Genomic DNA, 26,960 nt, shown 5'->3' with positions numbered 1-26,960 from the left:
GCTAGACCAGACAAAATCTCACTCCCGCGTTATAACGGGGCACAGACGCACCGCCGTAACCGGCACATTGCATGAAGGCTTCGTCCATGTCGCAGCGCCCTTTTTCCGATCCCGCCCCCGATTCATCCGACCGGGCGGATTTCGTGCATGTGCGCGGCGCACGCGAACACAACCTGAAGGACGTAAACGTGGACATGCCGCGTGACCGGCTGGTGGTGTTCACCGGGGTTTCGGGATCGGGGAAGTCATCCCTCGCCTTCGGGACGCTGTATGCGGAAGCGCAGCGACGGTACCTGGAATCCGTATCGCCCTACGCCCGGCGGCTGTTCCGGCAGATGCCGGTGCCCGACGTGACCGCAATCGAAGGCCTGCCCCCCGCCATCGCCCTGCAGCAGCAGCGCGGCACGGGCACCGGGCGGTCTTCGGTCAGCAGCATCACCACGCTGTCGAACCTGCTGCGCATGCTGTATTCCCGCGCGGGCCATTATCCCGCCGGGATGAAACGGCTGGAAGCGGAATCCTTTTCCGTCAACACCCCCATGGGCGCGTGTCCGCAATGCCACGGGCAGGGGCGGATCATGGACACCACCACAGCCCTTCTGGTGCCCGATGACAGCCTGTCCATCCGCCAGCGCGCCGTGGCCGCATGGCCCACCGCATGGCAGGGACAGAACCTGCGTGACATCCTGATTACCAAAGGCGTGGACGTGGACTGCCCATGGCGCGACCTGCCGCAGGAAACGCGCGACTGGATCCTCTATACCGAAGAAACTCCGACCTATCCCGTCTATCCCGGGCTGGACCACGCCGCCGTGCAGCGCGCGATCCACGATCACGTGCCGCCGTCATATAACGGCACGTTCACCGGCGCGCGGCGCTACGTGCTGCACACCTTCGCCACGTCGCAGAGCGCCAACATGCGCAGGCGGGCCGAACGTTTCCTGACCGCCACCCCATGCCCCACCTGTCATGGGCAGCGCCTCAACCCCGATGCCCTGCGCGTGACACTGGCCGGGCTGAACATTGCGCAGATGACGCAGCAGACCCTGTCCACCATCGCGCGCACGCTTGCCCCGCTGGCCGAGGGCACACAGGTGCTGGCAGAAACGCCGCAGGCGGGCGACGCCACCGCCATTGCCGCCCGCCGCATGGCCGCAGACCTGATCGGCCGCATCGGGGTGCTGGAACATCTGGGGTTGGGATACCTGCAGGCCGACCGTTCGGTCACCACCCTGTCGCCGGGGGAATACCAGCGGCTGCGGCTGGGAACACAGATCCGTTCCAACCTGTTTGGCGTGGTGTATGTGCTGGACGAACCCTCCAGCGGGCTGCACCCGGCGGATGCCCATAACCTGCTGGATGCGCTGGAGGGACTGAAGGCGGCCGGGAATTCGCTGTTCATCGTTGAACACAACCTCTACCTGATCCGTCGCGCGGACTGGATTGTCGATGTCGGTCCCGATGCGGGCACGCGCGGGGGAGACGTGCTGTACAGCGGCCCGCCCGATGGCCTGCGCAGCGTGAAGCTGTCACGCACCGCGCCCTACCTGTTCGCCAGTGACGCGCCCATAGCGGGCACGCCACGCACGCCGAAGGGGTGGCTGAAACTGGGCGGGATCACGTGGAATAACCTCCGCGACCTGAGCGTCGATATTCCGCTGGGCACGTTCGTGACCGTAACCGGCCTGTCCGGGTCGGGCAAATCCAGTCTGGTCAGCCAGGCGCTGCCCGCCATTATCGCCCACACGCTGGGGCAGACACTGGTGCAGGACACCGACGGCGAGGACATCGGTGACATGCCCATCGGCACGCCGCAGGGACATGTCGCCGCAGGCGCCCGCCAGATCAAACGGCTGGTCATGATCGACCAGAAGCCGATCGGCCGCACCCCGCGCTCCAACCTTGCGACCTATACCGGCCTGTTCGACACCATCCGGCAGATGTATGCCGCAACCGATCTTGCGAAATCACGCGGTTACGATGCAGGCCGCTTTTCCTTCAACCTGCCGAAAGGCCGCTGTCCCACCTGCGAGGGCGCGGGTTCGGTCATGGTGGAGCTACTGTTCCTGCCCAGCGTCTATTCCCCCTGTCCTACCTGTCACGGCACGCGCTACCAGCCGGATGTGCTGGAGGTCACGATCCGCGGCAAATCCATTGCCGACGTGCTGAACATGACGGTGGATGACGCGGCCACGTTCTTTGCCGATACGCCATCACTGACCAACGCGCTGGGCACGCTGCAACAGGGCGGTCTTGGCTACCTGCGGCTGGGGCAGCCCGCAACCGAGCTTTCGGGGGGCGAGGCGCAGCGCATCAAGCTTGCGACCGAACTGCAGAAACAGCGCCGGAGCCACACGCTGTATATCCTTGATGAACCGACCACCGGCCTGCATCCGGCGGATGTGGACCGGTTGCAGATCCATCTGCAATCGCTGGTCGATGCAGGGCATACCGTGGTGGTGGCCGAACATGACATGCGGGTGGCAGCGCGCGGGGACTGGGTCATTGACATGGGACCGGGCGCGGGGGATGCGGGCGGCCGGATTGTCGCCGCAAGCACGCCGCATGACGTCGCCCGCGCGCCAGACAGCCGCACCGCACCGTTCCTGCTGCCATTGACCGGCTGAAAACAGACAGACGTTTTTGGTGAAGATTTTTTCAAAAGTTTCGAAAAACGCCGCCTTTTTGAAAAAAGGCGGCACCCATAAACTTTTATGGCTTTACCTTCATGCAGGCAGCACCGCCCACATCGTGGCGACACCGGCAAAGACCAGCACGGCTGCGACCAGCGTCATGATGCTCCAGCTGCGCAGCCCTTCGCGCACGCTTACGCCACACATGCGGGTCACGATCCAGAACCCGGCGTCATTGACATGCGACAGCGCCATGCCGCCCGCCCCCATGGCCAGCGCCACAAGGGCCAGATGCGTCTGGTCCAGGTGCAGTCGCCCGATCATGGGGCCAAGGATGCCCGCCGTGGTCATCAGCGCCACCGTGGTCGGACCCTGCGCCACACGCAGGATCATGGTCAGGACAAAAGCCAGCACCAGAAGCGGCAGCCCGCTGGCCGCCAGCAGCCCGCCCAGCGCATCACCCACACCGCTGCCCACCAGTACCTGCGCAAACGCACCGCCCGCGCCGGTAATCAGGATGATGATGGCCGTACCCGGCAGGGCGGCGGCCACCACGTCGGACACCGTGGCCAGCGCCAGCCCCCGCCGCAGCCCCAGCAGCCACGCGCACAGCATGACATCCAGCCCCAGCGCGACAAAGGGAATCCCCGCAAAGACCAGCACCGAGCGCAGGCGGCCCGGCTGCATGAGTTCCCCCGCCAGCGTGCCCGCCACCATCAGCACCACCGGCACGGCGATGACCGTAATGACTTCCCCCATGCCGACCGGCCGGTGCTGGCCTGCCTGCATGAACAGGCGCGCGGATTCATCCGCCGCGTCATGGTTCCGTACCGCATCACGCGCCTCATCCACCACCGCGCGGATGTCGGACGAGCAGCCAAAGGGCTGCGCCATGATCGGGCGCGTCAACACATAGGTCAGCACGGTGACCACCGCCGCCAGCGGCAGGCCAAGCAACAGCATGTGCCCCGCCCCCACATCCAGCGCCGCCGCAACCGCAACCGCGCCCGGATGGGGCGGCAACAGCGCATGCACCGTCAGCATGGTCACCGCCATGGGAATGCCGAATACCGCAGGCGGCCGTCCCGTCTGCCGCGCCATGCCATAGACCAGCGGCATGAGCATGATGACGCCCACTTCAAAAAAGACCGGAATACCCACACCGAAGGCGGAAATGACCAGCGCCAGTGGCACATGCGCGGCCCCCACACGACGCACCAGTCCGCGCGCCACAACGGCAGCCCCGCCCGAAAGGTCGATCATCCGCCCGATCATGGCCCCAAGCGCCACAATAATGGCGATATGCCCCATGGTGCGGCCCATGCTGCCCTGAACCGCATCAGCCAGCTTTGCCACCGGCATGCCGGTCAGCAGCGCCACTCCCACCGCCACGATCAGCAGGGCAACGAAGGGATGCAGCCGCATCCGCAGGATCAGCAGAAGCAGAACGGCAATGGAACCGATGCCGGTCAGAATCAGCGCGAACGGAGTCATGCAGGGAATCCCGTCGTAAGGACGGCCAGTTTCGCATGGCCAAACGGATCTTATCGGGCATCCCGACACGGCCCGCAACGCCGCCACGCATGAAAAGCATATCCTGTGGAAAAAATGGCGGCCAACCGGCCTTTTTTACGTGATGGCCATGTCGCCCCCGGATGGGAGGAATTTTCCTGCTTGACAGGTTTCGATCCTGTCTGCATTACGCGCCACCGGTCACGAACCGCAGTCGCTTTTTTGGGGCCTCAGCACCCCGGGACGTCACGCCATGACAACCATGATCAATACGCCAATGCCCTCCGCACGCAGCATCCATACGCGCCGTGCCGTGGACCATGCGAAAAGCATTATGCGCGAAATGTGGATCGTGCCCATGGTCGTCATGGGCAGCGTCCTGTGCGGCGGGATCTTTACCCTGCTGTCGCACCTGCTCGGGCACGCCGGATAAGGAATACCCCGGCCCACAGGGCCAGCGGCCGAAGACAGGTGGGTACGGCATGAAGCCGGCATGACGTCCTGCGCCCCACGTCACATCGGTTGCGATCGCCGGGGAACATGGGCATTGCGTGATGTGTACCCGCATCACCACCTGCCCATCCCCCGAACGGGCCTGCTGGCCTGCGCCTGACACCATCCATGTTTCCCGTCCTGCCACGGTCCTGCCGGACCCTGCGGGCGGCTGTCGCCCGCACGTCGGGCCATTGCGCCGTTTTTTATCCCCCTGGCCCTGAACAGTTCGGCCAGATGTCCCGCCTGAACGGGCCGGGATAATCTCCCCTCAACACGCATAAGCCTGTCGCCCGCGTCCGGATGCCAGATTTCGGGGCTGCGACCGGGCCTGCCCCATGCGCACGCCCGTAACGCCGCGCCGCCATCCCTTCGCCCCACAGGCCGATGCTCCCCATAGGGAATGGTTAACCATCATCGCCGATACTGCGTCGCGCAACCGAATGGCCTGCGCCACCGGCTGACGGGTCTTTATGGGATCACTCTGGCCGCAACGGTCAGATCAATACCGAATTTGAATCGAACAACCATATGAATACATTGAAAATATTATTGACCGGAGGCTGCGGTTTTATCGGTTCCGCCGTGGTGCGGCACCTGATGCACAGGACGGCGCACAGTGTCATCAATGTCGACTGCATGACCTATGCCGCATCGCCCGAAACGGTGGCACAGGTCGCCTCCAGCAGCCGTTACCACCACGTTCGCGCCAGTATCCTTGACGCTGCGGCCATGAAGCGCCTGTTTGACACCTGTCAGCCTGATGCCGTCATGCATCTTGCGGCGGAAAGCCATGTGGACCGCTCCATTGATGGACCGGGCGTGTTCATGCAGACCAATGTGACGGGCACCTACACAGTGCTGGACGCAGCCCGTGCCTACTGGCAGGGGCTGGATGCCCCCCGGCGGAAGGCATTCCGTTTCCATCATATTTCGACCGATGAGGTTTTCGGGCATCTGGATGCAGGCGATCCGCCCTTTACCGAAACCACGCCCTATGACCCACGCAGCCCCTACTCCGCATCCAAGGCGGCGTCCGACCATATCGTGCGGGCATGGCACCATACCTATGGCCTGCCCACTTTCGTCACCAACACGACGAATAATTACGGGATCTGGCATTTCCCTGAAAAACTGATCCCGCTTGTCACCATCAATGCCATCGAGGGAAAGGACCTGCCGGTTTATGGCAAAGGCGAAAATATCCGCGACTGGCTGTTTGTCGCGGATCATGCCGAAGCCCTTGTCCGGGCCATCGAACACGGACAGCCGGGGGAAACCTACGCCATTGGCGCGCGCCAGCCCCGCACGAACCTGCAGGTCGTCAGGACGATCTGTAGCGTTCTGGATGAACTGGCGCCGGACCCCGCTGGCCCGCGTGACCGCCTGATCCGCTTTGTCGCCGACCGTCCGGGCCATGATTTCCGTTACGAAATTGATCCTACCCACGCCGAACAGGCGCTGGGGTGGAAAGCGCAACATGATTTCGAAACCGGCATCCGCCACACGGTCCAGTGGTACCTGGACAACCGTGCATGGTGGGAAAACATCCGCGCGCAGCGCTACACAGGCCACAGACTGGGGACCAGGGCATGACAAGCGCATCCGCCATACACACCCGCCCGATGAAGGGGATCCTTCTGGCCGGGGGGGCCGGGACACGCCTGCACCCGATGACGATTGCAACATCCAAGCAGTTGCTGCCCGTCTATGACAAGCCGATGATCTATTATCCCCTGACCACCCTGATGCTGGCAGGTATTCAGGATATCCTGATCATCGCCACCCCGCAGGACATGCCGCAGTTCCAGCGGCTGCTGCGCGATGGATCGCAGTTCGGGGTCCGTTTTACCTACCGTGTCCAGCCCACGCCCGATGGGCTGGCGCAGGCGTTCATCATCGGCGAAGACTGGATCGATGGCGCGCCGTGCGCGCTGGCGCTGGGAGACAACCTGATTTTTGCCGACCACCTGAGCAGCCTGCTGCAGGCAGCGGCGCAACGGGCCCGGCAGGCGAATGGGGCGACCGTTTTCGCCTATCAGGTGCGCGATCCCGAACGCTATGGCGTCGTCTCGTTCGACGGGAACGGTCGCGCGCTGAATATTGTCGAGAAACCTGAAAAGCCCGATTCCAGCTGGGCCGTGACCGGACTGTATTTTTACGACCACCGCGTAACGGAATTCGCACGCCGGGTCCGGCCCAGCGCACGCGGTGAGCTGGAAATCACGGATCTCAACAGGATGTATCTGGAAGAAGGGACGCTGGATGTTGACCAGTTGGGACGCGGCTGCGCCTGGCTGGATGCCGGCATGCCCGACAGCCTGATGCAGGCAGGCAATTTCGTGCAGACCATCCAGTCACGGCAGGGCATGCTGGTCGGGTCGCCAACCGAAGTTGCGTTCCGCATGGGGTTTATTGATCGTGACGCCCTGCTGGCGCGGGCGAAACGGATGGCCAAGACCGAACTGGGCTACATGCTGCGTCTGGTCGGCCAGCTACAGGCGTGAAAGGATAAAAACGATCGGACAACCAGAAACGCCGCCTTTTTGAAAAAAGGCGGCGCCCAAGAACTTCTTTTTTATCAATGATCTTTTTCAGGCATCTTGCAGGCGTTCATGACGGTTGAGCGGCCGGGCCATCCCATCCGGCCATGAAGAAACAGCATCCCCATGCCGGATTGCGATCTGACCGTTAGCGGGATGCGGAGCGTTCATTGCCCACATGGCGATGGTCCGCCTTATGCGGCGCCGGTTCCGCCAGCCAGTGAATCCGGGCGTTGCGCAGTTCAAAATTGCGCTGTCCCTGCACGCCCATATCCCCGAACGGATCGTACACCACGCCACTGACCTCGGCCTGGCACTGTTCATGCTTGCCCGTGTCGCCACAGATCTGCTGGGCCTTGTGGAAAGAGGCTTCCTCCATTGTCGGGCCATCAAGCGGCACCGCACCGTTCCAGTCCACCTGCCCCGGCAGGTCGGCAATACGGAAGGCCGCGCAATCCGCCCCGCCTGAATTGGCCGAGGTAATGTAACACCCCTCAATCCGCACCGGCTTGCCCACATACTGCGGCGCCTGCGTCTGGAACGCCGCCACATCCAGCGTCGCGACCGGTGCGGGGGCGGCATCATGGCGTGCCTTTGCCTGCCGCGCCATGGCGGGTGCCGTCGCTGTTCCCGCCGCGATGATGGCCAGCCCGCCGGCCAGCGCGCCAAGATGAAAACGTCCCCTCACGTCCTGTCTTCCTTTTCTGCAGGTCAGCCAGCGCTGACAATCCGGAAAGGAAGAATGTTTGCCATACACACGCCCAATGTCACCACGGCCCAGCGTGCGGGCTGCCATGCATGTGCAACCGGGGACTGTCCCACCCGCCGCAACCCACGTCATCTCCGCGCATGCGCGGGGCGTCATATGTCCAGCCAATCGCAGGGAAACAGAGCAGATCGTGGAGAAGGAACAGCAATGGAGACCAGAAATATATCTCTATCTTTCAGGGGATGGCACCGCTAGTCTGTGCCGCGATCCGTTCCTATTATGTGGTTATGTCAATATACTTCTGATATAGAAACAATGATCTGAAAATAAAAATGCAGACACGACCACACCATCAGGAACATATATTCCCTCCCATCCTCATCATCAGCCTGCCGTATGCCACACAGCGCCGTGGAATATTAACCAGACACCTGACAGGTTTCGGTCTTGGTTTTGAATTTATGGATGCGATCGACGCCAGCAGCCTGACCGAACGTGATTACGGGATATACAATCGGTACAGGCGGCGGGTTTTCATGGGCAAGGACCTGTATCCAGGGGAGATCGCCTGCCTGCTGTCACACAGGAAGGCCCTGCAGCAGATCGCGGCAAAGGACAGGCCGTGGATCGTTCTGGAGGACGATGTCCTGCTCTCCCCCGACTGGCCGTACGTGGTGCGGGCCCTGATGCGGCAACGGGATGAATGGGAGTTCGTGCGTTTTTTTGGCGACGCCAAGCACGCCACCCGCCTTCAGCGCAAACTTGTACCTTTGGGCCGGAACTACTGGCTGACACGTATTTCCACCACGCCCGGCGGGGCCCATGCCTATCTGGTCAGCCCGTCCGGCGCACGCAAGATCCTGCGCTGCCTGCATTACACCGCCACCCCGATCGACACATTGATGGGACAGCCATGGAAAACCGGGCTTGGCGCACTGAGCGTCTGGCCCGGACTGGCGCGGGAAAACGGGGAATTCCCGTCCTATATCGGCGATGCCCGCTTTGTCAGTGCGCCTACCACCACCGGTCTGGAACGCGCATTGTATTTTGCGGCCAATCCGGGCCTGCGGCTGGTGGAAAATATCCTCAAGCGCGGGTTCTATTACGGCCACGCGCTACCTGACCGCTGGCACCGTCGCACCCACCAGCAGGCCGGCGTGGCGCCCGTTCCCGCAGGGCGCTGAACCTGTCTTGAGACATCCCGCAGATTATATACGGCGTTTCTGGTAAGACCTTTTTCTACAGAGACGGCACCCGGACACTTCCGTCCCCATTTACCTAGAAGGGCGATGCCTTCTGTCCCGCGCCCTGCCCCAGATCGGCAAAATGCTGGGTTTCGGTGCAGCCCCGGAAACGGTCCAGCACGGGGACGCTGCCCGCCAGATTGACGCTCAGCGTCGTGCGGTCGCCAAATTTCACCAGCGCCACATGCGACTTCGCCATGGCGTCCAGCAGGTGGGTCAGGTCATCGGCATGAATATCGGCCGCAAGGGTCGTGGCGTCATTGGCCTGCATGTGGAACACGCGGGTATAGGTTCCCACCGTAACCGTCATGTTGCCTTTTTCGCCATTGGCCAGCGTCCAATGATCATCGGCGCTGCGTACCTGTAGCGATTCGGCATCGGCGCGGAACATCAGGATCTCGCTTTCCGATCCGGCAATGCACAGGTCGGTATGCGCGCCCGCATCTGGTGTGTGGTGGATGGCAACCCATCCACCCGCGCGTTCATCCACCAGCATCTGCGACGGGCTGGGGCTGTTGTTCTCGTCTTCCGGCTGCATGGCCACGGGCACGGCGCGCGGCCGGTCATCATAGGACTGCGCCTGCGCGATCCCCGGCAGGGAGGTCAGTGCCATACAGCCCAGAAGAAAAATCTGTTTCCTGCTCACTTTGCGACAATCCCATTGTAACAAAGACCGACGAATCGGGATGATGGATCATTCCAGCATCACCTTAGCGTGACGCTGACATATATTGTCATAATTCAGGACATGGAAGGACAATCCCCGCATGCCTGTTTCCATGATCTGGAAACGGAACCATCATCCCACGGGATCATGGCCACTCTGCGACAAAGCATGTCCAGCCCTTCAACGTGGTGCGTGCCATGCTGGCAGCAAAAATAATAGTAAAGAAGATTTTCATTTTCCCGCCGCCACAGGGGCGACCTGTGCACATGGCATTGGCCTGCCGGTATCACACCGTTATCATGGGGCCACTAACGGGATTTCATGGATACTGGAAGGAAAGGGCCGGGATGCGCCTGCTACCTGCTGCCATCCTGGCAATCGGGACACTCTGCGCCACATCATACGCGCACGCCGCCGACCCGGACTGGATATTCGCCAATAGCGGACCAGCCGGCCAACCCATGGTCATGTCCCATCAGGGCACGCTGGATATCATGTTCTACCGTGCGACCAGCGGTACGGTGGGCCTTGCCATCCACCAGCGCCACGGTCGTTACCGCAACCCCAAGGGGGTGGAAACGGCCATGGTCATGATCGGCAAGTTCACCATTGCACTACAGATCTTCAGCACCAACCAGAAATGGGACACCGCTGGCGGCGACCTGAAGCCGGACACCGTGCCGGATCTGGTCAATGCGCTGAAGGCCGCGGCCACGGGCGCGCTGATCCCCTTCGAACATGAACCGGTGCCGTTTTCGGTCAAGGGAGCGCTGGCGGCACTTGATGACCTGGCCCGGTATGCGACCCAGCACGGCGAAAGCCTGCCGCCACCGCTGCAACCCGCCCCCGCACCCCATGCGACGGCCCCGGTGGTGGATATAGAAAAGCTGGCCCACCACCCCTACGATACCCAGCATGGGCGCAGGCTGACGTTGCCGCAATATGACATCGCGGCCAACTGTGACCGCGCCCATATTGAAATGCAGGATACGGATGGCGAATGCGTGTCTGCCGAGCAGAAAAGCCAGACAGCCCTGACCGCGCACTGGACCGGTTATGACAGCGACCTGCGCGCCGCCTGCCTGTCGCTGGTCAGCGATCCGGGGCGGCTGGAAAAATATCAGGCATTGCTGATGTGCCTGTCACGCTATCAGGATGACCGGCGGCAATGGCAGCTTGTCTCCGGCTCCAGCGGCAGCGACGACATCATGCCCGCCAGGAACCCGGCACAGCAGGGCGGGACACCGGCCGCCCCCGCAGGTTCCCCCTGAGAAGTCGTTTGAATCCAGTGCATTGATAAAGAAAAATAAAAATTTCCGGGTCAGTCGGCGGTCTGGTTACGGCGCGTCAGCGCGAATATGAAAAAGACCACGCCGCTGAGCAGCAGACCGAACAGGATGACCAGCGGCTGGATGTACAGCACCACCAGCACAAGGAACAGCACCAGCAGGGCGCTGTATTTCAGCTTGCGATCCTCGCTGGAAAACAGGTCGATCAGCCCCTCCGAAATCTGGTGCAGGGCCGATGCGCCATCCGTTCTTTCGGCCGGGGCGACCGTCAGGCCCCGCTGCGCCAGATGCTGCAGGAAAACACGCGCCTGGTCCTGTGGCGGGACGGATGCCATATCAGGGCCCGTGGTGGTGGGCAACGACGCCGCCACGGCATCGATTACATGACTATCCACAGAAACCTTATCATTCATTTTTAGCAGTTCCCCCAGCCATTCAGCGCATGATGCGCTGACCCATCCACGCTGTTATCCACATCATTTCCGGGTTATCCCCAAACGGGGATTATTGCCCACCGGCATGATTATGCCCCACATGGGCGCAAGCGATGCGCCTGCCATCACGTAAGGAAGGATCGACCGTCATTTCCCCCCGTGGCACCGGGCCGTCCGCTATCCGGTGCCCCGTACCCATATGGCCCGACCATGTGGCATAGGACAGCGTGCGGTACGTATCTGCGGCACAGTTGTACATGACGGAAAACCTGACCGAGGCGAACGGCAGGCCGTGACGGATCATATCCTCGTCAAAATCCTGGATGAACGTGGCGGATGAATGCGTGCCATGCACCTGAACCGAAGCAAGGTCGATATATTCATTCACCTTGTTCTGGTACGGTGGCAGCTTCTGCAGGTCCGTCTCGCCATGCGGGGCCGGGGATGGGGGCAGGTCCTGTGCCTGTTCCGCCCATGCGCCGTCTACCGTTCCGCCGCAGGCGATGCCCGCAGCCACCAGCGCCACCACAACCCTGTATCGCATTTTCTCCCTTTCATGCGCACGAACCGCACGCGTACACACCAGAACCGGTTTCATTGCCCTGTTTTGCAGGATCGCGCCAATGGCGGCAAGACAAACAGCAGACAACAGGACTTCCGACCGGTCGGATCATGACAGGAATGCTCCATGCACGCTTCTCTTTCGCGCCCGGAATACCGTTTTTCCCTTGTGGGGCTGCTGCTGGCGGCAGCAATGGCAACAGCGGCGCGCGCTGATGCCGCCCTACCCGTCACGCTGGACCGCGCGCCATTTGGCAGCATGGCGGATGGTCAGGTGATCGAACGCTTTACCATGGCCAACCGGCACGGCATGCGCGTGCAGGTCATGACCTATGGCGCAACCATCACCGCAATCGATGCGCCGGACGCACGCGGCCATGTGGCGGATGTCGTGCTGGGGTTCCCGACGCTGGAGGGATATACCCGCGACAGCGCCCGTGGCGGCCTGTTTTTCGGGGCGACTGTGGGGCGCGTGGCCAACCGCATCGCCAATGGCACCTTCGTGCTGGACGGACATACCTGCCACATTCCCCGGACCGAGGGGACCAACGCCCTGCATGGTGGCCGCAGGGGATTCGACAAACATGTATGGACAGTGGAAAACGCTGGCACCACCGCCAATGGCGCCAGCGTGACCCTGAAGCTGGTCAGCCCGAACGGGGATGAAGGCTTTCCCGGCACGCTGACCACCCATGTCACCTTCAGCCTGAACGACAGCAATGAACTGTCGCTGCACTACGTCGCGACAACGGACCGGCCCACCGTGGTCAACCTGACCAACCACAGCTATTTCAACCTGAATGGCGAGGGCAGTGGCTCCATTGAAAACGAGGTGCTGCAGGTCAATGCAGACAGCTTCACCCCAACCGACGCACAATCGGTGCCGCTGGGCACGGTCGCGCCGGTCGCGGGCACGGCGCTTGATTTCCGGACACCCCACCGCATTGGCGAGCGCCTGCGCGATACGGACCCGCAGATGATGTATCCGCATGGTTATGACCAGAACTGGATCGTCAACAGCCGGCTGTCACGCATCCCGGTACCAGCCGCCCACCTGTGGGACCCGGCCTCGGGGCGGGTGCTGGACGTGCTGACCACGCAGCCGGGGCTGCAGGTCTATACATCCAATTCACTTGACGGGCGGTACGCCGGTCCCTCGGGGCAAGCCTACCGCCAGACGGACGCCGTGGCGCTGGAGACCCAGCATTATCCCGACAGCCCGAACCACCCGGCTTTTCCCAGTATCGAACTGAAACCGGGACAGACATACGATGAAACCACCCTTTATCGTCTGGGCGTGCAACCCGTGCCGCGCCACCATCCTTAAGGTAATGGGGAAATGCCGTTGATTCCGGGGGGAATATCCTTACATACCTCACCATAGCGTGATTGAAGGACGTGAGACCCAGATGAAAAAATTTGCCGTTCTGCTACTGCTGGCGGGACTGACAGCATGCCAGTCCGGCCATCCTCCCACCGACCCGAGCGAAAGCGGCGGCGTTGGCGGCATGACCGGATCACCAGGACAGGACGCGCCCAGTGACGGCCCCGGCGGGTCTGGCGGCCCGGGCATGGGTAACTGAAGGCGGAAAAAAGCGGGCGCGTCGCGGTCAGTCGCGCCCGCCGCATATATTGATCACCCCAAGGCCAAGCAGGCCAAGGCCCGCCAGCCCTTCGGCCACCATCCATGAGACCGGGCCAATCCCGTCAGCGGTCATGCCGCGCACCAGTACCCCCACGCTGCCAATCATCAGAAGCAGGGACATGATGGTGGCCCATTTTACAATCTTGCCGCGGTTCATAAATCTCTTCGCTGTCTGTCGATCGGGTTACCGGCAGGCCCGGCCCCGTTCCTTCTAACACCCGGAAGGGACAGGCGTCCAAACACGGCGTGCGCAGCCGCAATGCATGTATCGCACATCAGCGATAGTTCATGCAGATGTGACGCCCGCCGGTGCATCTTCCATGCCTGTATGACGTTACGGAATTCATGAACCATCCGGGCTGCCTGCCCTGCCACGGGGCCGGTCCCGATACAGGCAAGGAGCATGGCCATGCAGACAACCCGCGCGCCCTCCATCCCGTCACACGACTGGTCCATGCGGATGCGGCACCTTGTCCAGACCTGCAGGGCCTATCCTTACGCGTTCCTGCGACTGTGGGATGGGGACTGATCCCTGCCCCGTTCATTCATGCCGCAGGTCGGATGCGGAAAACCATTCGTCATTTCCCGTGCTGTCGCTGCGCACGCGAATCTGTCCGTTTTCGATAATTTCGACAATCGTGCCCTTCATGCCGCGCAGTTCCGGTTTGACGGCCGCATCGTCCTTGACCACCACAATATCACCTGCCTTGAAATCCACGCCCGGTTTCTCCCTTACTCGCTGTTCCGGTAGCCCTGCCTGGCGGCCATGGGCCACCGTGGGCCACAAACCCGCCAATCATGCCAGTGATGGCCGACATCGCAAGCCGCTGTCCGGCCATGTCATACCACATCCGCACAAAGGACAGGTTGCAGCGGGGGAAACATGTTCCGACATGAAAGAACAGCCCATTACAAAAAACTGGAATTCTTTATGTCAGCAGGACACCACCTTCCCTCCGCCACGGATCTGCAACGTGAACTTGAACAGGTCCGCCGGGATTACGCCATTGCGCTGAAGGACCGGCCCGAGCATGCCCGCGCGCTTGAAGAACGCGCCAGGAAGCTGGAAGCCGAACTCGCCCGCCAGAAATAGGCACGGCGGCTTCACGCCCCCGTATGGGCCACCCCCATGTCAAGGGAGCGACATGACAGGCTGCCATGCGGCGGCGGCCATGGATCACGATGCCGTTCCACCCCATGTGATTGGGAACGGACACGCCGTGTGTCCCCTACAGAACAAGAATTAGGATGCTATCATGAGCAAAGTGGCAACCAGTGGTCCCGACGCACAGGGCAAGTACAGCCTCGAAGTCAACATCGGTGGCCTGACCGGCACGCTGAGCGGCTTCAGTTCCGCCATGGAAGCCGAGGATTACGCCGTTTCCCTGCTGCGCCGCGTCAAGGAACTGGCCAAGGCCGACGGCCTGAAATAATTCCTGAAACCCGCCGGTAACGGGCGGCGTGCAGCATTACGCCGCCCGCCCGGCGTGGCGACGGCCATCAATGGTCGTCTTTGTGCCTTTTTTCTTTATACAGTGGGAAACCTGACTGGATCAGGACGTGAAGCTGTATATGGAAAAAGGACGCTCTTTCCCATGAAACGACTGACCCGGTCATTGACGGTACTGGCATTGGCCAGCCCGCTTGTCGCCTGTGTCGACGGTCCCGGCTATTATGGCGGCTATGGTGGGTATGGCTACGGCCCCTCCGGCGGCTATTACAGCGGATATGGCGACTATTACGGCGGTGCCCCCATCTATATGGGACGCGACGGTGGATGGGGCGGCGGCCGCGGTGGTGGTCGCGGCGGACCCCGTGGTGGCGGTGGGGGACCCGGTGGAGGCTTCCATGGTGGCGGTCCGGGTGGCGGCGGTCCCGGCGGGGGCTTCCATGGCGGCGGACCGGGTGGCGGTGGCCCCGGTGGGGGCGGACGCGGTCCCGGCGGTGGTGGTCATGGCGGCGGCGGTGGCGGCCACGGTGGTGGCGGTCCGGGCGGCCGACGGTAATGAAACAGGCTGGTTCCCTTGCGGGACCGGCCTTTTTTTATCCGTGCCGACCCGCGCCGGACAGCAGGTTCATGACCAGCACGCCGCATATGATAAGCGTCATGCCGGCAATGGCCGCCAGATCCAGCTTCTGTCCCAGCACCACGCGGCAGACCAGCGCAATCAGCACCGTGCCAATGCCGGACCAGATGGCATACGCCATGCCGGTGGGAATGGTGCGCAACGCCAGCGACAGCGAATAGAACGCTACGGCGTAACCCGCCACCGTGACACAGGACGGCACCAGACGCGTAAAGCCATTGGACAATGTCAGGCAGAACGTGGCGGTGACTTCCGCCACGATCGCAACCAGCAGATAGATATACGCCATCCCTATGGGCGGCGTCTGTGACCTGCCCCGCATGGCGGCAGGCCCGTCAGGCGGGGGCGCGGCGCCCGGGGAGGAAGCGGCGTCTCGTCGCGAATTGCCACGGCGTCATGCCCACGGGCGCGCAGGGCATCCGCAAACCGCTGGACATGGGTCCATTGCGCGCCCGCATACAGTTCACGCCCGTCCAGCATTACACGATGTCGTCTCAAACTTTTCCCTCACCCTGTCATATCTGACCGTAGAGATGGGGACGGCGGACATGAAACGCAACGGCACGCGAAATTTGCGTCAACTTTGCAAGAAACCTTCGCTTTCATGAAACGATTCATGTATAGGAAAGATAGGAGGTATGATACATGAGCAACTCTGCACGCATGATCGCCCATCTGCTGATCACGGTCCGGTTGAGTACGCGCAATCGTCCTTCCGCACCTGTTCCCGCAGCTTCACGCGATTGATCATGTCGCGCCGGGGCTACCCGGCGCGCATCCGCCAGACATATTCTGTCATGTTATGACATAATGAATACTCATGCCTTTTTCCGCGCCCGCGCCAGACGGGCGGCAAAGGCAGACAGTTCATCATGATGCAGCAGGGCCACGTTATTCGACCGTGCCAGTTGCCGGGCGGATGTCGTGTAATCCGCGTTGGACACCACGGCCGCCACATCCGCCTGATAATGCAGGCGGGCTGCCGAAATCTGCTGCACCGCCTCATTCCCCACCGTATTGCGATACAGCTTGCACTGCACGACCAGACGCATCCCGCCGCGCGTGGCGATGACATCCGCGCCCTGGTCCCCACCGGGCGGCGTCGCCCGGGCATCCCAGCCACAGGCCCGCAGGCGTTCGGCGCAATAACGTTCATATGCAATGGGGTCCATATCCGGCGCGTAACCATTGCTGGCATGCGCGGACTCTCCACACGACAGTTTCTGGCTGGCCACATGCTCGATCCGGGCCTGCACACGGTCCGCAATGACCGGCCATGCCCATTGCAGGCGGCGCGCCCGTAACGCAGGCTGCACAACCGTTTTGATGAATTCCGCCTGTTCGCGCCGCCATCGGGTGGTACGTTCCACGCCATAGCTGTTGACCTGCACCAGTTGCCTGCGCCGGATGCGCAGGGCGTCGGCATGACGGTTCACCAGACGCCTGCACATGCGCCATGCCCGCCGCCGACGGAAAAACCGCCAGCCATACCGCAGCAGCGGCCACGCCAGCACCGCTCCCACCCCCGCAAGGACAAGACGTAACGGGCCTGATGGCAGCACCGCCGCCATCCCCGATACGGGGCGCACGGCAGCAGCAGGGAAATAAAGCGGCGCATCCCCTTTGCGGACAGGCAGGTGACGCAGCAGCACCGTATCGCCATGACGCCCCAGCACCTGCCAGGTTCCTGTCCCGTCCACACGCCTGCAATGCATTTGGGCCAGCATGCGCTCATGCGTGGCAGTGACAGTCAGCCCGTCCGCCCGTTGTAACGTCGCCGCCTGCATGCAGCCCACGGTTGCGGCGGGCACGCCATAACCTGTCTGCCCTGCCATGGCGGCCTGTGGGACCAGCAGCAGCCCGCATCCCAGCCATGGCACGATCCCTGCCCGCATTCCTGTGTTCCCACCCCGTGTTCGCAACGTGTTCCACAAACCCTAAAGCATGAGAACAAAATAAGAAAGTGCAGAAGCGACAATCCGTTCCGCCATGGTTTTCCACCGCCATTACGCCTATCATGCGGGAATGCGAATCTGTTTTATCGGCGACAGCTACGTAACGGGAACGGGCGATGAAACCTGTCAGGGATGGGTGGGACGTCTCTGCGCCATGGAACGGCAGGCAGGATACGACGTCACGCCCTACAATCTGGGCGTGCGGGGACAGACCAGCCGTGACATCGCCGTACGATGGCATGCCGAAACCCGGCCCCGCCTTGCGGGCCGTCATGATGGCGGCGTCGTGCTGTCCTTTGGCGTCAATGACTGCACCGCCACGGCGCATGGTCCGCCACGCGTGCCGCAGGATGAAAGCATCGCGACGGCACGCGGCATCCTGCAACAGGCCCGGCAGACATGGCCGGTTCTGGTTATCGGCCCCACCCCCGTCGGCCGCGCCAGTCCCGATGACCGCACGCACGCACTGTCACATGCCATGGCCGACCTATGCGCTCAGCTGGACGTTCCCTTCCTGTCGGTCTGGAACCCGCTGCTGGCGCATCCGTCATGGTGTGCCGAAATTGCCCGTGGCGATGGCGCCCACCCCGCAGGCGGCGGCTATGCGGCGCTGGCGGGGATCATCCATGGCTGGCCCGCATGGCGAAAGTGGATGGGACCGCTACCCTAAACCCGCGCGCCGGTTTATCCCTTTCCCCTGGCATGGCGCAACGACAGGGTCACATTCGCCACATGCCCGCCATATCCTGTTTTGAACAAAGGCATACAGACATGAAAAAGCTCATTACCTGTGCCCTGCTGGGCGTGCTGGCAGCAGGCGGTATTTCCACGGCGCGGGCCGAAGTGCCGGAAGGGGAACTGAACTCGCTGTACATCCGGCCCGAAGTGAAGCTGCCCGCACCGTCGCTGGCATTCCCCAATTATCCGATCGTCGATGACTGCACGACGGAATTTGGCGATGAAGTCACCAATGTCTGCGTCACGCAGGAAAAGGAACGCGCGCTGGTCCTGCAGCCCGCATGGGACGAATATCAGGACAGCGACAAGATCGCCTGCCAGGAAGACGTGACGCATGTGCGCCATATCCAGCTGTACAAGAACCTTGCCTACTGCCTGGACAAGCGTCGTTATGACGCATGGCTGAAGAAGCACCCCAACGGGAAATAAGGGCTCTTCCAACCCGGGACGCCTGATAAACAGGAATGAACGTTCCTGGGCGCCGCCTTTTTTAAAAAGGCGGCGTCCGGGCCCCCTGTCTTCAGTCCCGTACGATATGGCACCTGCCATCATCATGGCTGTGGTCATAATCGACGTTCTGATTGGTGCCGCTGTCCCCATGCACGATGCGCGGCACGTGAACGGGGTGGGCTGACAGCACCGACAGGGCTGCATCCGCCGCACTGTAATGCAACCCCGCCGCGTCCAGCACGCTTGGCGGCAGGGCCGCAAGCGTCAGCGGGACATGCACATTATCACGCGCGGCCTGTGCCGCCTGCGGGTGGGCTGCCTGCCATGCGTCGGATGTCCACAGATAGAATGGTATTTCATACGCCGCGCGCACATCCCCATGCGCGGGAATCCCGCCCGTGCATTCCGTAACCCGCACCCCATGGTCGGATACGTAAAACAGCGCGGATTCTCCCCCATGCGCCGCCAGCGCGGCGCGTACATGGGCCAGCATGTGATCGGTATAGGCAATGCTGTTGTCATAGGGCGTGCCAAGACTGGCAAAACCACGGGGATACCGGTCAGCCGCGTTTTCATGGCTGCCAAACAGGTGCAACACGATAAAGACGGGGCCGTGCGCATCCGCTATCGCCCGGTCCACGACCGGCAGCATGCGCTGATCCAGCACCGGGCTGCTCATCACCCCGTCATGCACGGTAGTGTAGGCAATATGGCGGGCCTGTTCCGAATAGGCGCCAATCACGCTGTCATACGGGCCAAGCCGGGGGTGGTTGCTGATCCACCACGTATCAAATCCCGCCGCGTTGAACACTGACACCAGGTCATGCCCCGGCGCCGCACCGGGCCGCAGCCGGTCATATCCCGACAGGATGACCGGCACCGCGCCGACCGTATAATCGAAGGGGGTCACCATGTCATCAAAGTGTACAAGTCCCGGCACCTGTTCCATTTCCGGCGTGGTGGGCGGGCCGTAGCCATAGATGTGATGGTGGTCACGCCGCGCGCTTTCCCCGATCACCAGTACGATCACCTGTGCCGTGGTGGGCGGCAGCGGATCGAAATGGATCGGTTCATGGCTGATCCGTCGTGCCATGTCGGTCACGCGCCGGGTTTCACGCCGGGCGGCGACATAGCCGGTCGCCATGCTCCACGGCCATGCCCGGTCAAAGCGGGAATGGATGGGCACCAGCGGGTTTTCGGTTCCGCCCCGCGTGGGGGGCAGGTGCCGCCACAACTGCACGGTGGGAACAATGATCCACCCCAGCAGCACCGCCACGCAGGCCAGGCGCGTACGGCCCCGCCAGCCCACCACCGCGCCACGTGGCCGCGACAGGTACACCCCGGTCAGGCCCACCCACAGCAACGTCCATGCCACCAGATAGGGCAGGACAGGCCAGACGTACCCGACCATAACGGGAAACGAGCAGTAAAACAGGATCAGCCACAGCGGATAGCCGGGCGGCGCGCCACCTATGCCGATGTAATACAGCGCAGCCGGCATCAGCACGACCACTGGCAGCAGCAGCGCCAGCAGAACCCGCCTGCTGTTGACCAGCAGCGCGATCACCGCCCACAGCGCCACCGACCGCACCACCCCCTGCAACGCCGTGCAGGCGGGCAGCAGCGCAAGGGCGGCCATAAGGCCAAACAGTATATCGGGCCAGATATGCTGGCAGCGTGCACGCCAGCAGGCCGTATCCGGGGGGGGACGGGCGATCATGACCGTTTCATGTCACACGCCCCCGCGCGCGGGTAGCCCCCGCATACACCCATGCGGCAGGGAGATGGCACGTTTGTGAATGAACCCGCATGCGGCAATGCTTTTTATCCCCTGTCGGCACGCCTAATAATGCGACCGCCGGGAGGCCCGCTGCGCGAACGGGCGCCAGAAAAACCATAGAAAAAACAGTCATTACAAAAACTGAATCATAAAGGCAGACAAACGTACCATGGCAAAAATAAAGGTCAAAAATCCCGTTGTCGAAATGGACGGCGACGAGATGACCCGCATTATCTGGCATTTCATCCGCGAACGGCTGATCCTGCCGTACCTGGATATCGACCTGAAATATTATGACCTTGGCATCCGCCACCGTGACGAGACCGATGACCGCGTGACGGTTGAAGCCGCCGAGGCCGTGCGCCGGTACGGCGTAGGCGTGAAATGCGCCACCATCACCCCCGATGAGGCACGGGTGGAGGAATTCGGCCTGAAGAAGATGTGGCGTTCGCCCAATGGCACCATTCGCAACATCCTTGACGGCACGATCTTCCGCGAACCGATCATCTGTTCCAACGTGCCGCGCCTTGTCCCGCACTGGACGCAGCCCATCGTGATCGGCCGCCATGCCTATGGCGACATCTACCGCGCTGCTGAAACCCGCATTCCCGGTCCCGGCAAGGTCACCCTGCGCTACACCCCTGCCGATGGCGGCCCCGAGCAGGTGCTCGACGTGCATGACTTCAAGGGTCCCGGCGTGGCGCTGGGCATGCACAACACCCGCGCCTCGATCGAAGGTTTTGCGCGCGCGTCGCTGGCCTACGGGCGCGACCGCAGGCTGCCGGTCTACCTGTCCACCAAGAACACCATCCTCAAGGCCTATGACGGCATGTTCAAGGATGTGTTCCAGGAAGTGTACGAACGGGAATTCCGGGCCGAGTTCGAAAAACTGGGCCTGACCTACGAACACCGCCTGATCGATGACATGGTGGCCTGTGCGCTGAAGTGGAAGGGCGGCTATGTCTGGGCGTGCAAGAACTATGATGGCGACGTGGAAAGCGACATCGTGGCGCAGGGCTTTGGCAGCCTTGGCCTCATGACCTCGGTGCTGCTGAACCCAACAGGCGATGTGGTGGAAGCCGAAGCCGCCCACGGCACCGTCACCCGTCATTTCCGCGAACACCAGAAGGGGCGGCCCACCAGCACCAACCCCATCGCGTCAATCTTCGCATGGACACGGGGCCTGGCCTATCGCGGCAAATTCGATGACACGCCTGATGTGACCCACTTCGCCCGGACGCTGGAACGCGTGTGTGTCGAAACCGTCGAAGGCGGCCAGATGACCAAGGATCTTGCCCTGCTGGTGGGCAAGGACACCAAATGGCTCGATACCCAGCCCTTCCTTGACGTGCTGGATGAAAAGCTGGGCGCGGCGCTGGCCAGGGCGTAAAAACACGGACGGGACGGCTGGTCAGCCGTCCCGTTCCACATCCTGAAAACCCAAGACATTTTTGAAAAAGGGCGGCCCCCGAAAACTGTTACCCGTTCACTCCCCCTCTGCCAGTGGGCGGGTTTCCAGCGCCCCTTCCCACCGCGCCGCAACAGCAGCGGCATAGCCATTGCCCAGCACATTGGTTGCCGTACGCGCCATGTCGAGGAAGTGGTCGATCCCCAGAATCAGCGCCAGTCCCGCTTCGGGCAGGCCGAACTGCGGCATGACCGCCGCCAGCGTGACCAGGGCCGCACGTGGCACGCCGGCAATGCCCTTGCTGCTCAGCATCATCACCAGCACCATCGCGATCTGCTGGCCCATTGGCATGTGGATGCCATAGGCCTGCGCGATGAACAACGCACCGAAGGACTGGAACAGCACCGACCCGTCAAGGTTGAAGCTGTAACCCAGCGGCAGCACGAAGCCGCTGATACGGTCAGGCACGCCAAACTGCTCCAGCCGTTCCACCAGCAGCGGATAGACCGATTCACTGCTGGCCGTGGCGAAGCCCAGCAGGATGGGCTGCACCAGCAGCCGCGCAAGGGCGAAGACACGCCGCCCCAGCACGCAGAAGGTCATGGACGTCAGCAACACCCACAGCACCCCCAGCGTACCATAGAACTTGCACAGGAACAGGCCGAACGTACCCAGTATGCCTGCCCCGCTATGGGCCACGCTGCCCATGACGGACCCGAATACCGCAACTGGCGCGGCATACATGACCATGTCGGTCATGCGCAGCATGATGCGCGCCAGTTCCCCCGTCCAGGGCAGGATCATGCGCTGCGCACCCTTCCCCACCGCCGGCAGGGCCAGGCCGAACAGGATGGAAAACACCACGATCTGCAGGATGTCGTTGCGGCCCATGGCGTCAAAGATACTGGTAGGCACCACATGCAGCACGAATTCGATCGGGTCGAAATGACCATGCGCAAGCCCCAGGTCCCCGACCGATAGCGGGGTGGTGAACCCGGATCCCGGCTGCAGCAGGTTGGCCGCGACCAGCCCCGTCACCAGCGACAGGAAGGACGCCACGATAAACCACAGCAGGATGCGCCCCCCGATGCGCAGGACCTGCGCCCCATCACCCAGGCTGCCAATGCCCGACACCAGTGTTGCAAAGACAAGCGGAGCAATGATCATGCGCACAAGCCGCAGGAACAGGCCCGTAAGCAGACTGGCAAACCGGGCGGCGGGTTCGCTGGCCGCAGGTCCGACCGCATGCAGGACCAGCCCCGCCACAACACCCAGCGCCAGCGCCACGACAATGGCGCGCGTCCGGTGGTTCGCATTACTTTTGCTGGGATGGGCCAATATCAGCGTCCTGTAGCTGTGGAAGACACGCGGGAAGTAGCGCGGCGTCCCCCCGTCATGCAAGACGGCCGCGCATCACGCCCGCATCGCCCGCCATGCGTCGCCTGCGCATTCCGCCTGACCGTGCCGTCACGCCGTGCGATCCCGCCCGGGGAACGGGATGGGGAACACATAATCGTCATCATTACGGAATGGGAAAGGAAAAAAATCCTATAAAAAAAATGAGTGCTGCAATATAGACCTACCCATTCGGGTAGGATGAGATTATACAAGCCCGTATGCATGATCACACGCCGCAGGCGTCGTCTCCGGTCCCGGCTGAGGGGACACCATGGCTGGAAAGCGGTCTGGAGCGACTGTTTTTTCGGGCAAGGTGGTTGTGCGCGCCATTATACCTCGGGCTGACGGCCGGGCTGCTGGTGATACTGGTCAAGTTCTTCCAGACCGTGTGGACGCTGGTCAGGCATAGCTACACGCTGGAATTCGATGATGTGTTTGTCGGCATCCTCGACATGATCGACCTGGTGCTGCTGGCCAACCTGCTGCTGATCGTCATGTTCGCGGGGTATGAAAACTTCGTCTCCAAACTCGATGTGCGCACTCATCGGGATTTTCCCGACTGGATCGGTCATGTCACGTTCGGGGACATCAAGATCAAGCTCATGGCCTCCATCGTGGCCATGTCCGCGATCCATGTCCTGGCGGATTTCATCCGGGTGAACGAGATTTCCAGCCGGACACTGGCATGGAGCGTGGGCATCCACCTGGCGTTTGTCGTGTCGGGCCTGATGCTGGCCATGATGGACCGGATGATGGAGCCATCCGCCGCGCCATCTGGCGCGATGACAGAATCGGGCACCCACTAACGGGACTGCCCACAGCCGTTGAGACGGCACGCACATGGCGCCCGCACGGGTGCTGCAGGCACAACCGGCGCCTGAGCGAACTCGCACCCGACACTTTGGGGCGAGATGAAGGCGTTTGCGCCCCGTTGCAATCACATTTGCGTGATATTACAGGACTGTTTACGTCGCCTTTATTTGCCTTCTGCTGACCTAAACCAAGGGCTGGAGCGTAATTTAACAGATAAACTGCATATTAAATGCAAAATATAGGGGCCTGTTTCTGCTGATTGTCCCCATGTTAGATAGCCTCATGCGCCTGACCCTGCACACTGATTACGCCTTACGCACGTTGCTATACATGGGAATCCATGCAGATAGACGTGTTTCCATTCATGAGATCGCAAGCGCGTACGACATTTCCGAAAATCACCTGGTCAAGGTCATTCATCGGTTGTCGCGCCTTGGGCTGATTGACGCACGGCGTGGCCGGGGCGGTGGGCTGCTGCTGGCCCATGCGCCCAAGGACATACGTATCGGTGATGTCGTGCGCCAGACCGAGGATGACATGCGCCTCGTCAATTGCGAGCCATCCGGTGCCGAAAACAACAGTTGCTGCATCCTGTCGGACATGTGCCGCCTGCGCGGGGTGCTGTCGATGGCGCTGGGCGCCTTCATGAGCGTGCTGGACGCAACGACGCTGGCGGACCTGCTGCCGCCAGAGGAACATGCCATGCTGCGCGAACGCCTGCCCGGTCCCCGGATGCCGCCGCCCGCACCCGTCAAGGCCACCAGCCGCCCCACGTTGCAATAAACCCTGCCCTTACCTTTACACCTGTTGCAGCCCCGGGGGATCAGGACGGAGTTCCCGCCCCCTGTGCCGCCGCATCCGCACGGGCTTCACGCAGAGCCTGCCGGGTCAGGCGTTCTTCATTGCGACGCAGGAAAAGGGCACTGAGCACCAGCCCGACCGCCACCGCCAGCCCCATCGCAATACTGGCGGGACCGGAAACCTGGGTTACCTTGCGGCCAAGATAATACGCACCCGTGGCATATCCACCCGCCCAGCACAGACCGCCCAGCGCATTGAACAGCATGAAGCGGGGCCATGGCATATGGTTGGCACCGGCCAGCAGGGCCACGAATACGCGCAGAAGGGCGATAAACCGCCCGAAAAACACAATACCACTGCCATGATGGCGAAACAGGAAACGCCCCAGCAGCAGCCTGTCGGGCGTCAGCTTGATGCGTGATCCGTATTTCTGCAGCAGCGGCAGGCCGACTTTCCGCCCGATCAGGTAGCCGATATTATCCCCGATCACAGCCCCCGTCACCGCGGCAAGCGCCACCCACTGGATATCCAGCTTATGGGTGGCGGCACAGTAGATGGACGCTGAAATAATCAGTGTTTCAGCCGGAAGCGGCAGCCCCATGCTTTCCAGCATCACGATAAAGGTAATGACCCCATATCCGTAATGCTGGAACAGATATTCAAAATGATGCAGCAGCGTTCAGTCCTCCATCGCCGGATAACGGGCATGAATCCAGCGTCCCTTACACCGGCGCCGACAGAACCAGACCGCCGGCCACGGGGGAATGCCAGCAGGTGGGCGAACGCGCATCACCTGAATATGACCAGCCCGAAACCCGGCAGGCACAATGGGTGAAACAGGGCGGCAGCAAAACCGGCTTTAGCGAATATCTGCCACCCATTTTTTTCCTGTTCGTCATCTTCCCTGATCACGACCCTGCAGTCGTCCGACCTGTGCTGCAATCCCGCGCCCATGACCGGCACCCGCACCGTACGGCATCGCATGACAATGCACAGTGTCACAGGGACCATCCAAACATAAGCCACTGATAAAAAATAAAAGTTTTTGGGTGTCGCCTTTTTTCAAAAAGGCGGCGTTTCCTGAAGCTGTTTGAAAAAAAGCTTCACCAAAGACTTTTACTGTTTTCATCGCAACGCATATGCCGCCCTAACGCCGGATCCATTCCCGCCGTTCGGGCGCGCGCCGTTCCCAGCCGCGACGTTCCAGTTCCGGCGTGCTGGCAGGCTGGGCCGGGTAACCCACGCACAGATAGGCCACCAGTTCCAGCGCGGGGTCCATGTCCAGCACGGTCTTGATCCGGTCGGGATCGATAATGGAGACCCACCCCACCCCGACACCCACCGCCGTGGCCGCCAGCCAGAACGTATGGATGGCCATGACAGTGGACCATGTCGTGGTCTGTGGCATCGTCCCGCGCCCCAGACCACGCCCCTGCGTGGGGTCGGGATGGGACAGGACCGCCACATGATGCGGCGCGTCATCCAGCCCCGCCAGCTTCAGCCGGGCATAATTCCGAGCGTCCGCTCCCATATGATCAGCCAGCGCACGGGCATTGCAACGGGCAAAGTCCTCACGCACTGCCGCCCGGCGTCGCGGGTCGTCCACACGCACGAAACGCCAGGGTTCGCTCAGCCCCACCGATGGGGCAAGACACGCGGTGCGCAGCAGGTCGCCCAGCACGGGTTCAGGCACCGGATCACGGCGGAAATGGCGTACGTCACGCCGCCAGCGGAACAGGTCTTGCAACTGCTCCCGAAAGGCATGGGAGAATTCGGGCATGGACATCATGCCCCTTCTTTC

32 protein-coding genes are annotated in these 26,960 nt (G+C 62.1%); 17 read left to right on the top strand and 15 right to left on the bottom strand.

Translation table 11 applies throughout. The features are described 5' to 3' along the window. The first annotated feature begins 86 nt into the window (after nt 1–86). The gene (locus B7449_RS11670) at nt 87–2,627 is read left to right on the top strand and encodes an excinuclease ABC subunit UvrA (RefSeq protein WP_039732475.1); all 2,541 of its coding nucleotides are present in this window, start codon (nt 87–89) and stop codon (nt 2,625–2,627) included. 99 nt (nt 2,628–2,726) lie between these two features. On the opposite strand, the gene B7449_RS11665 is transcribed toward B7449_RS11670, so the two are convergent. Further along, nucleotides 2,727–4,127, bottom strand: a complete 1,401-nt coding sequence (locus B7449_RS11665; protein ID WP_039732474.1) for a GntP family permease — start codon at nt 4,125–4,127, stop codon at nt 2,727–2,729. Nucleotides 4,128–4,398: 271 nt separating this feature from the next. Here B7449_RS11665 and B7449_RS11660 point away from each other — a divergent pair, with 271 nt between their 5' ends. The 3 genes from B7449_RS11660 (at nt 4,399) to rfbA (ending at nt 7,144) form a co-directional block, all read left to right on the top strand. Then, nucleotides 4,399–4,578 carry a hypothetical protein gene (locus B7449_RS11660; protein WP_039732473.1) on the top strand — a complete coding sequence of 60 codons (180 nt, stop codon included), beginning with the start codon at nt 4,399–4,401 and terminating at the stop codon, nt 4,576–4,578. 599 nt (nt 4,579–5,177) lie between these two features. Further along, the gene (gene rfbB, locus B7449_RS11655) at nt 5,178–6,233 is read left to right on the top strand and encodes a dTDP-glucose 4,6-dehydratase (protein WP_039732508.1); all 1,056 of its coding nucleotides are present in this window, start codon (nt 5,178–5,180) and stop codon (nt 6,231–6,233) included. Nucleotides 6,234–6,262: 29 nt separating this feature from the next. Then, the gene (gene rfbA, locus B7449_RS11650; protein ID WP_082084832.1) at nt 6,263–7,144 is read left to right on the top strand and encodes a glucose-1-phosphate thymidylyltransferase RfbA; all 882 of its coding nucleotides are present in this window, start codon (nt 6,263–6,265) and stop codon (nt 7,142–7,144) included. Between the two features lie 184 nt (nt 7,145–7,328). Here the strand turns inward: rfbA and B7449_RS11645 are convergent, their stop codons facing one another. Continuing rightward, the gene (locus tag B7449_RS11645) at nt 7,329–7,868 is read right to left on the bottom strand and encodes a hypothetical protein (RefSeq protein ID WP_199858312.1); all 540 of its coding nucleotides are present in this window, start codon (nt 7,866–7,868) and stop codon (nt 7,329–7,331) included. A gap of 353 nt (nt 7,869–8,221) precedes the next feature. Between B7449_RS11645 and B7449_RS11640 the strand changes: the two genes are divergently transcribed. Continuing rightward, on the top strand, nt 8,222–9,073 hold the full coding sequence (locus tag B7449_RS11640) for a glycosyltransferase family 25 protein (protein WP_039732471.1): 852 nt from the start codon (nt 8,222–8,224) through the stop codon (nt 9,071–9,073). A 94-nt stretch (nt 9,074–9,167) separates the two neighbouring features. Here B7449_RS11640 and B7449_RS11635 read toward each other — a convergent pair whose 3' ends face one another. Further along, complete coding sequence (locus B7449_RS11635; protein ID WP_039732470.1) at nt 9,168–9,746, bottom strand: hypothetical protein; 579 nt, start codon at nt 9,744–9,746, stop codon at nt 9,168–9,170. A gap of 401 nt (nt 9,747–10,147) precedes the next feature. Here B7449_RS11635 and B7449_RS11630 point away from each other — a divergent pair, with 401 nt between their 5' ends. Further along, a complete protein-coding gene (locus B7449_RS11630) occupies nt 10,148–11,071 on the top strand; it encodes a hypothetical protein (protein WP_039732469.1) in 924 nt (307 codons plus the stop codon). A gap of 50 nt (nt 11,072–11,121) precedes the next feature. Here B7449_RS11630 and B7449_RS11625 read toward each other — a convergent pair whose 3' ends face one another. Beyond that, the gene (locus tag B7449_RS11625; protein WP_235721030.1) at nt 11,122–11,484 is read right to left on the bottom strand and encodes a hypothetical protein; all 363 of its coding nucleotides are present in this window, start codon (nt 11,482–11,484) and stop codon (nt 11,122–11,124) included. Between the two features lie 109 nt (nt 11,485–11,593). Beyond that, nucleotides 11,594–12,067, bottom strand: coding sequence for a surface-adhesin E family protein (locus tag B7449_RS11620; RefSeq protein ID WP_235721029.1), 474 nt, complete (start codon nt 12,065–12,067; stop codon nt 11,594–11,596). A 144-nt stretch (nt 12,068–12,211) separates the two neighbouring features. Between B7449_RS11620 and B7449_RS11615 the strand changes: the two genes are divergently transcribed. Both B7449_RS11615 and B7449_RS21315 read left to right on the top strand, forming a co-directional pair. Continuing rightward, nucleotides 12,212–13,411, top strand: coding sequence for an aldose epimerase family protein (locus B7449_RS11615; protein WP_039732465.1), 1,200 nt, complete (start codon nt 12,212–12,214; stop codon nt 13,409–13,411). Between the two features lie 82 nt (nt 13,412–13,493). Further along, entirely contained in the window at nt 13,494–13,667 is a 174-nt protein-coding gene (locus B7449_RS21315; protein ID WP_167335753.1) for a hypothetical protein, read from the top strand. A 27-nt stretch (nt 13,668–13,694) separates the two neighbouring features. Here the strand turns inward: B7449_RS21315 and B7449_RS11610 are convergent, their stop codons facing one another. Next, on the bottom strand, nt 13,695–13,886 hold the full coding sequence (locus tag B7449_RS11610) for a hypothetical protein (RefSeq protein ID WP_039732464.1): 192 nt from the start codon (nt 13,884–13,886) through the stop codon (nt 13,695–13,697). A gap of 246 nt (nt 13,887–14,132) precedes the next feature. Here B7449_RS11610 and B7449_RS23535 point away from each other — a divergent pair, with 246 nt between their 5' ends. Further along, nucleotides 14,133–14,258 carry a hypothetical protein gene (locus B7449_RS23535; protein WP_264996758.1) on the top strand — a complete coding sequence of 42 codons (126 nt, stop codon included), beginning with the start codon at nt 14,133–14,135 and terminating at the stop codon, nt 14,256–14,258. A 12-nt stretch (nt 14,259–14,270) separates the two neighbouring features. Here B7449_RS23535 and B7449_RS21310 read toward each other — a convergent pair whose 3' ends face one another. Then, a complete protein-coding gene (locus B7449_RS21310) occupies nt 14,271–14,447 on the bottom strand; it encodes a hypothetical protein (protein ID WP_167335752.1) in 177 nt (58 codons plus the stop codon). A 213-nt stretch (nt 14,448–14,660) separates the two neighbouring features. Here B7449_RS21310 and B7449_RS21305 point away from each other — a divergent pair, with 213 nt between their 5' ends. The 3 genes from B7449_RS21305 (at nt 14,661) to B7449_RS21295 (ending at nt 15,735) form a co-directional block, all read left to right on the top strand. Continuing rightward, on the top strand, nt 14,661–14,822 hold the full coding sequence (locus tag B7449_RS21305) for a hypothetical protein (protein WP_167335751.1): 162 nt from the start codon (nt 14,661–14,663) through the stop codon (nt 14,820–14,822). Between the two features lie 163 nt (nt 14,823–14,985). Next, on the top strand, nt 14,986–15,162 hold the full coding sequence (locus B7449_RS21300; RefSeq protein WP_010515260.1) for a hypothetical protein: 177 nt from the start codon (nt 14,986–14,988) through the stop codon (nt 15,160–15,162). A gap of 162 nt (nt 15,163–15,324) precedes the next feature. After that, nucleotides 15,325–15,735, top strand: coding sequence for a hypothetical protein (locus B7449_RS21295; protein ID WP_167335750.1), 411 nt, complete (start codon nt 15,325–15,327; stop codon nt 15,733–15,735). A 37-nt stretch (nt 15,736–15,772) separates the two neighbouring features. On the opposite strand, the gene B7449_RS11595 is transcribed toward B7449_RS21295, so the two are convergent. The 3 genes from B7449_RS11595 to B7449_RS11585 form a co-directional block, all read right to left on the bottom strand. Continuing rightward, nucleotides 15,773–16,105 (bottom strand): DMT family transporter, encoded by a 333-nt coding sequence (locus B7449_RS11595; protein ID WP_010515258.1) that lies wholly within the window; start codon nt 16,103–16,105, stop codon nt 15,773–15,775. Nucleotides 16,106–16,107: 2 nt separating this feature from the next. Further along, a complete protein-coding gene (locus tag B7449_RS11590; RefSeq protein WP_039732461.1) occupies nt 16,108–16,296 on the bottom strand; it encodes a hypothetical protein in 189 nt (62 codons plus the stop codon). A 338-nt stretch (nt 16,297–16,634) separates the two neighbouring features. Further along, a complete protein-coding gene (locus B7449_RS11585) occupies nt 16,635–17,711 on the bottom strand; it encodes a restriction endonuclease (RefSeq protein ID WP_039732460.1) in 1,077 nt (358 codons plus the stop codon). 130 nt (nt 17,712–17,841) lie between these two features. Here B7449_RS11585 and B7449_RS11580 point away from each other — a divergent pair, with 130 nt between their 5' ends. Together B7449_RS11580 and B7449_RS11575 are read left to right on the top strand one after the other, a co-directional pair. After that, nucleotides 17,842–18,441 carry a GDSL-type esterase/lipase family protein gene (locus tag B7449_RS11580; protein ID WP_039732459.1) on the top strand — a complete coding sequence of 200 codons (600 nt, stop codon included), beginning with the start codon at nt 17,842–17,844 and terminating at the stop codon, nt 18,439–18,441. Nucleotides 18,442–18,542: 101 nt separating this feature from the next. Then, the gene (locus B7449_RS11575) at nt 18,543–18,938 is read left to right on the top strand and encodes a hypothetical protein (RefSeq protein ID WP_039732506.1); all 396 of its coding nucleotides are present in this window, start codon (nt 18,543–18,545) and stop codon (nt 18,936–18,938) included. Nucleotides 18,939–19,029: 91 nt separating this feature from the next. Here the strand turns inward: B7449_RS11575 and B7449_RS11570 are convergent, their stop codons facing one another. Next, nucleotides 19,030–20,679, bottom strand: coding sequence for a phosphoethanolamine transferase (locus B7449_RS11570; RefSeq protein ID WP_039732458.1), 1,650 nt, complete (start codon nt 20,677–20,679; stop codon nt 19,030–19,032). A gap of 229 nt (nt 20,680–20,908) precedes the next feature. Here B7449_RS11570 and B7449_RS11565 point away from each other — a divergent pair, with 229 nt between their 5' ends. Further along, nucleotides 20,909–22,129, top strand: a complete 1,221-nt coding sequence (locus B7449_RS11565; protein ID WP_039732457.1) for an NADP-dependent isocitrate dehydrogenase — start codon at nt 20,909–20,911, stop codon at nt 22,127–22,129. A gap of 96 nt (nt 22,130–22,225) precedes the next feature. On the opposite strand, the gene B7449_RS11560 is transcribed toward B7449_RS11565, so the two are convergent. After that, entirely contained in the window at nt 22,226–23,485 is a 1,260-nt protein-coding gene (locus B7449_RS11560) for a dicarboxylate/amino acid:cation symporter (protein ID WP_039732456.1), read from the bottom strand. A gap of 278 nt (nt 23,486–23,763) precedes the next feature. Between B7449_RS11560 and B7449_RS11555 the strand changes: the two genes are divergently transcribed. Together B7449_RS11555 and B7449_RS11550 are read left to right on the top strand one after the other, a co-directional pair. Then, a complete protein-coding gene (locus tag B7449_RS11555) occupies nt 23,764–24,351 on the top strand; it encodes a TIGR00645 family protein (RefSeq protein ID WP_039732455.1) in 588 nt (195 codons plus the stop codon). A gap of 274 nt (nt 24,352–24,625) precedes the next feature. Continuing rightward, nucleotides 24,626–25,141, top strand: coding sequence for an Rrf2 family transcriptional regulator (locus B7449_RS11550; protein ID WP_306308865.1), 516 nt, complete (start codon nt 24,626–24,628; stop codon nt 25,139–25,141). Nucleotides 25,142–25,181: 40 nt separating this feature from the next. Here the strand turns inward: B7449_RS11550 and B7449_RS11545 are convergent, their stop codons facing one another. The 3 genes from B7449_RS11545 to bluB all read right to left on the bottom strand — a co-directional run bounded on the left by B7449_RS11545 (nt 25,182) and on the right by bluB (nt 26,948). Continuing rightward, nucleotides 25,182–25,772 carry a DedA family protein gene (locus B7449_RS11545; RefSeq protein WP_039732452.1) on the bottom strand — a complete coding sequence of 197 codons (591 nt, stop codon included), beginning with the start codon at nt 25,770–25,772 and terminating at the stop codon, nt 25,182–25,184. A 282-nt stretch (nt 25,773–26,054) separates the two neighbouring features. Then, a complete protein-coding gene (locus B7449_RS19790; protein ID WP_141654718.1) occupies nt 26,055–26,288 on the bottom strand; it encodes a hypothetical protein in 234 nt (77 codons plus the stop codon). Nucleotides 26,289–26,306: 18 nt separating this feature from the next. Then, the gene (gene bluB / locus B7449_RS11540) at nt 26,307–26,948 is read right to left on the bottom strand and encodes a 5,6-dimethylbenzimidazole synthase (protein WP_199858311.1); all 642 of its coding nucleotides are present in this window, start codon (nt 26,946–26,948) and stop codon (nt 26,307–26,309) included. Nucleotides 26,949–26,960 lie beyond the last annotated feature (12 nt).

Origin of the sequence: Komagataeibacter intermedius TF2 (genome assembly GCF_000964425.1) — a bacterium.
GTDB lineage: Bacteria > Pseudomonadota > Alphaproteobacteria > Acetobacterales > Acetobacteraceae > Komagataeibacter > Komagataeibacter intermedius.
The sequence above is the reverse complement of the archived record's forward strand: the minus strand, read 5'-3'. Positions and strand labels throughout refer to the sequence as shown.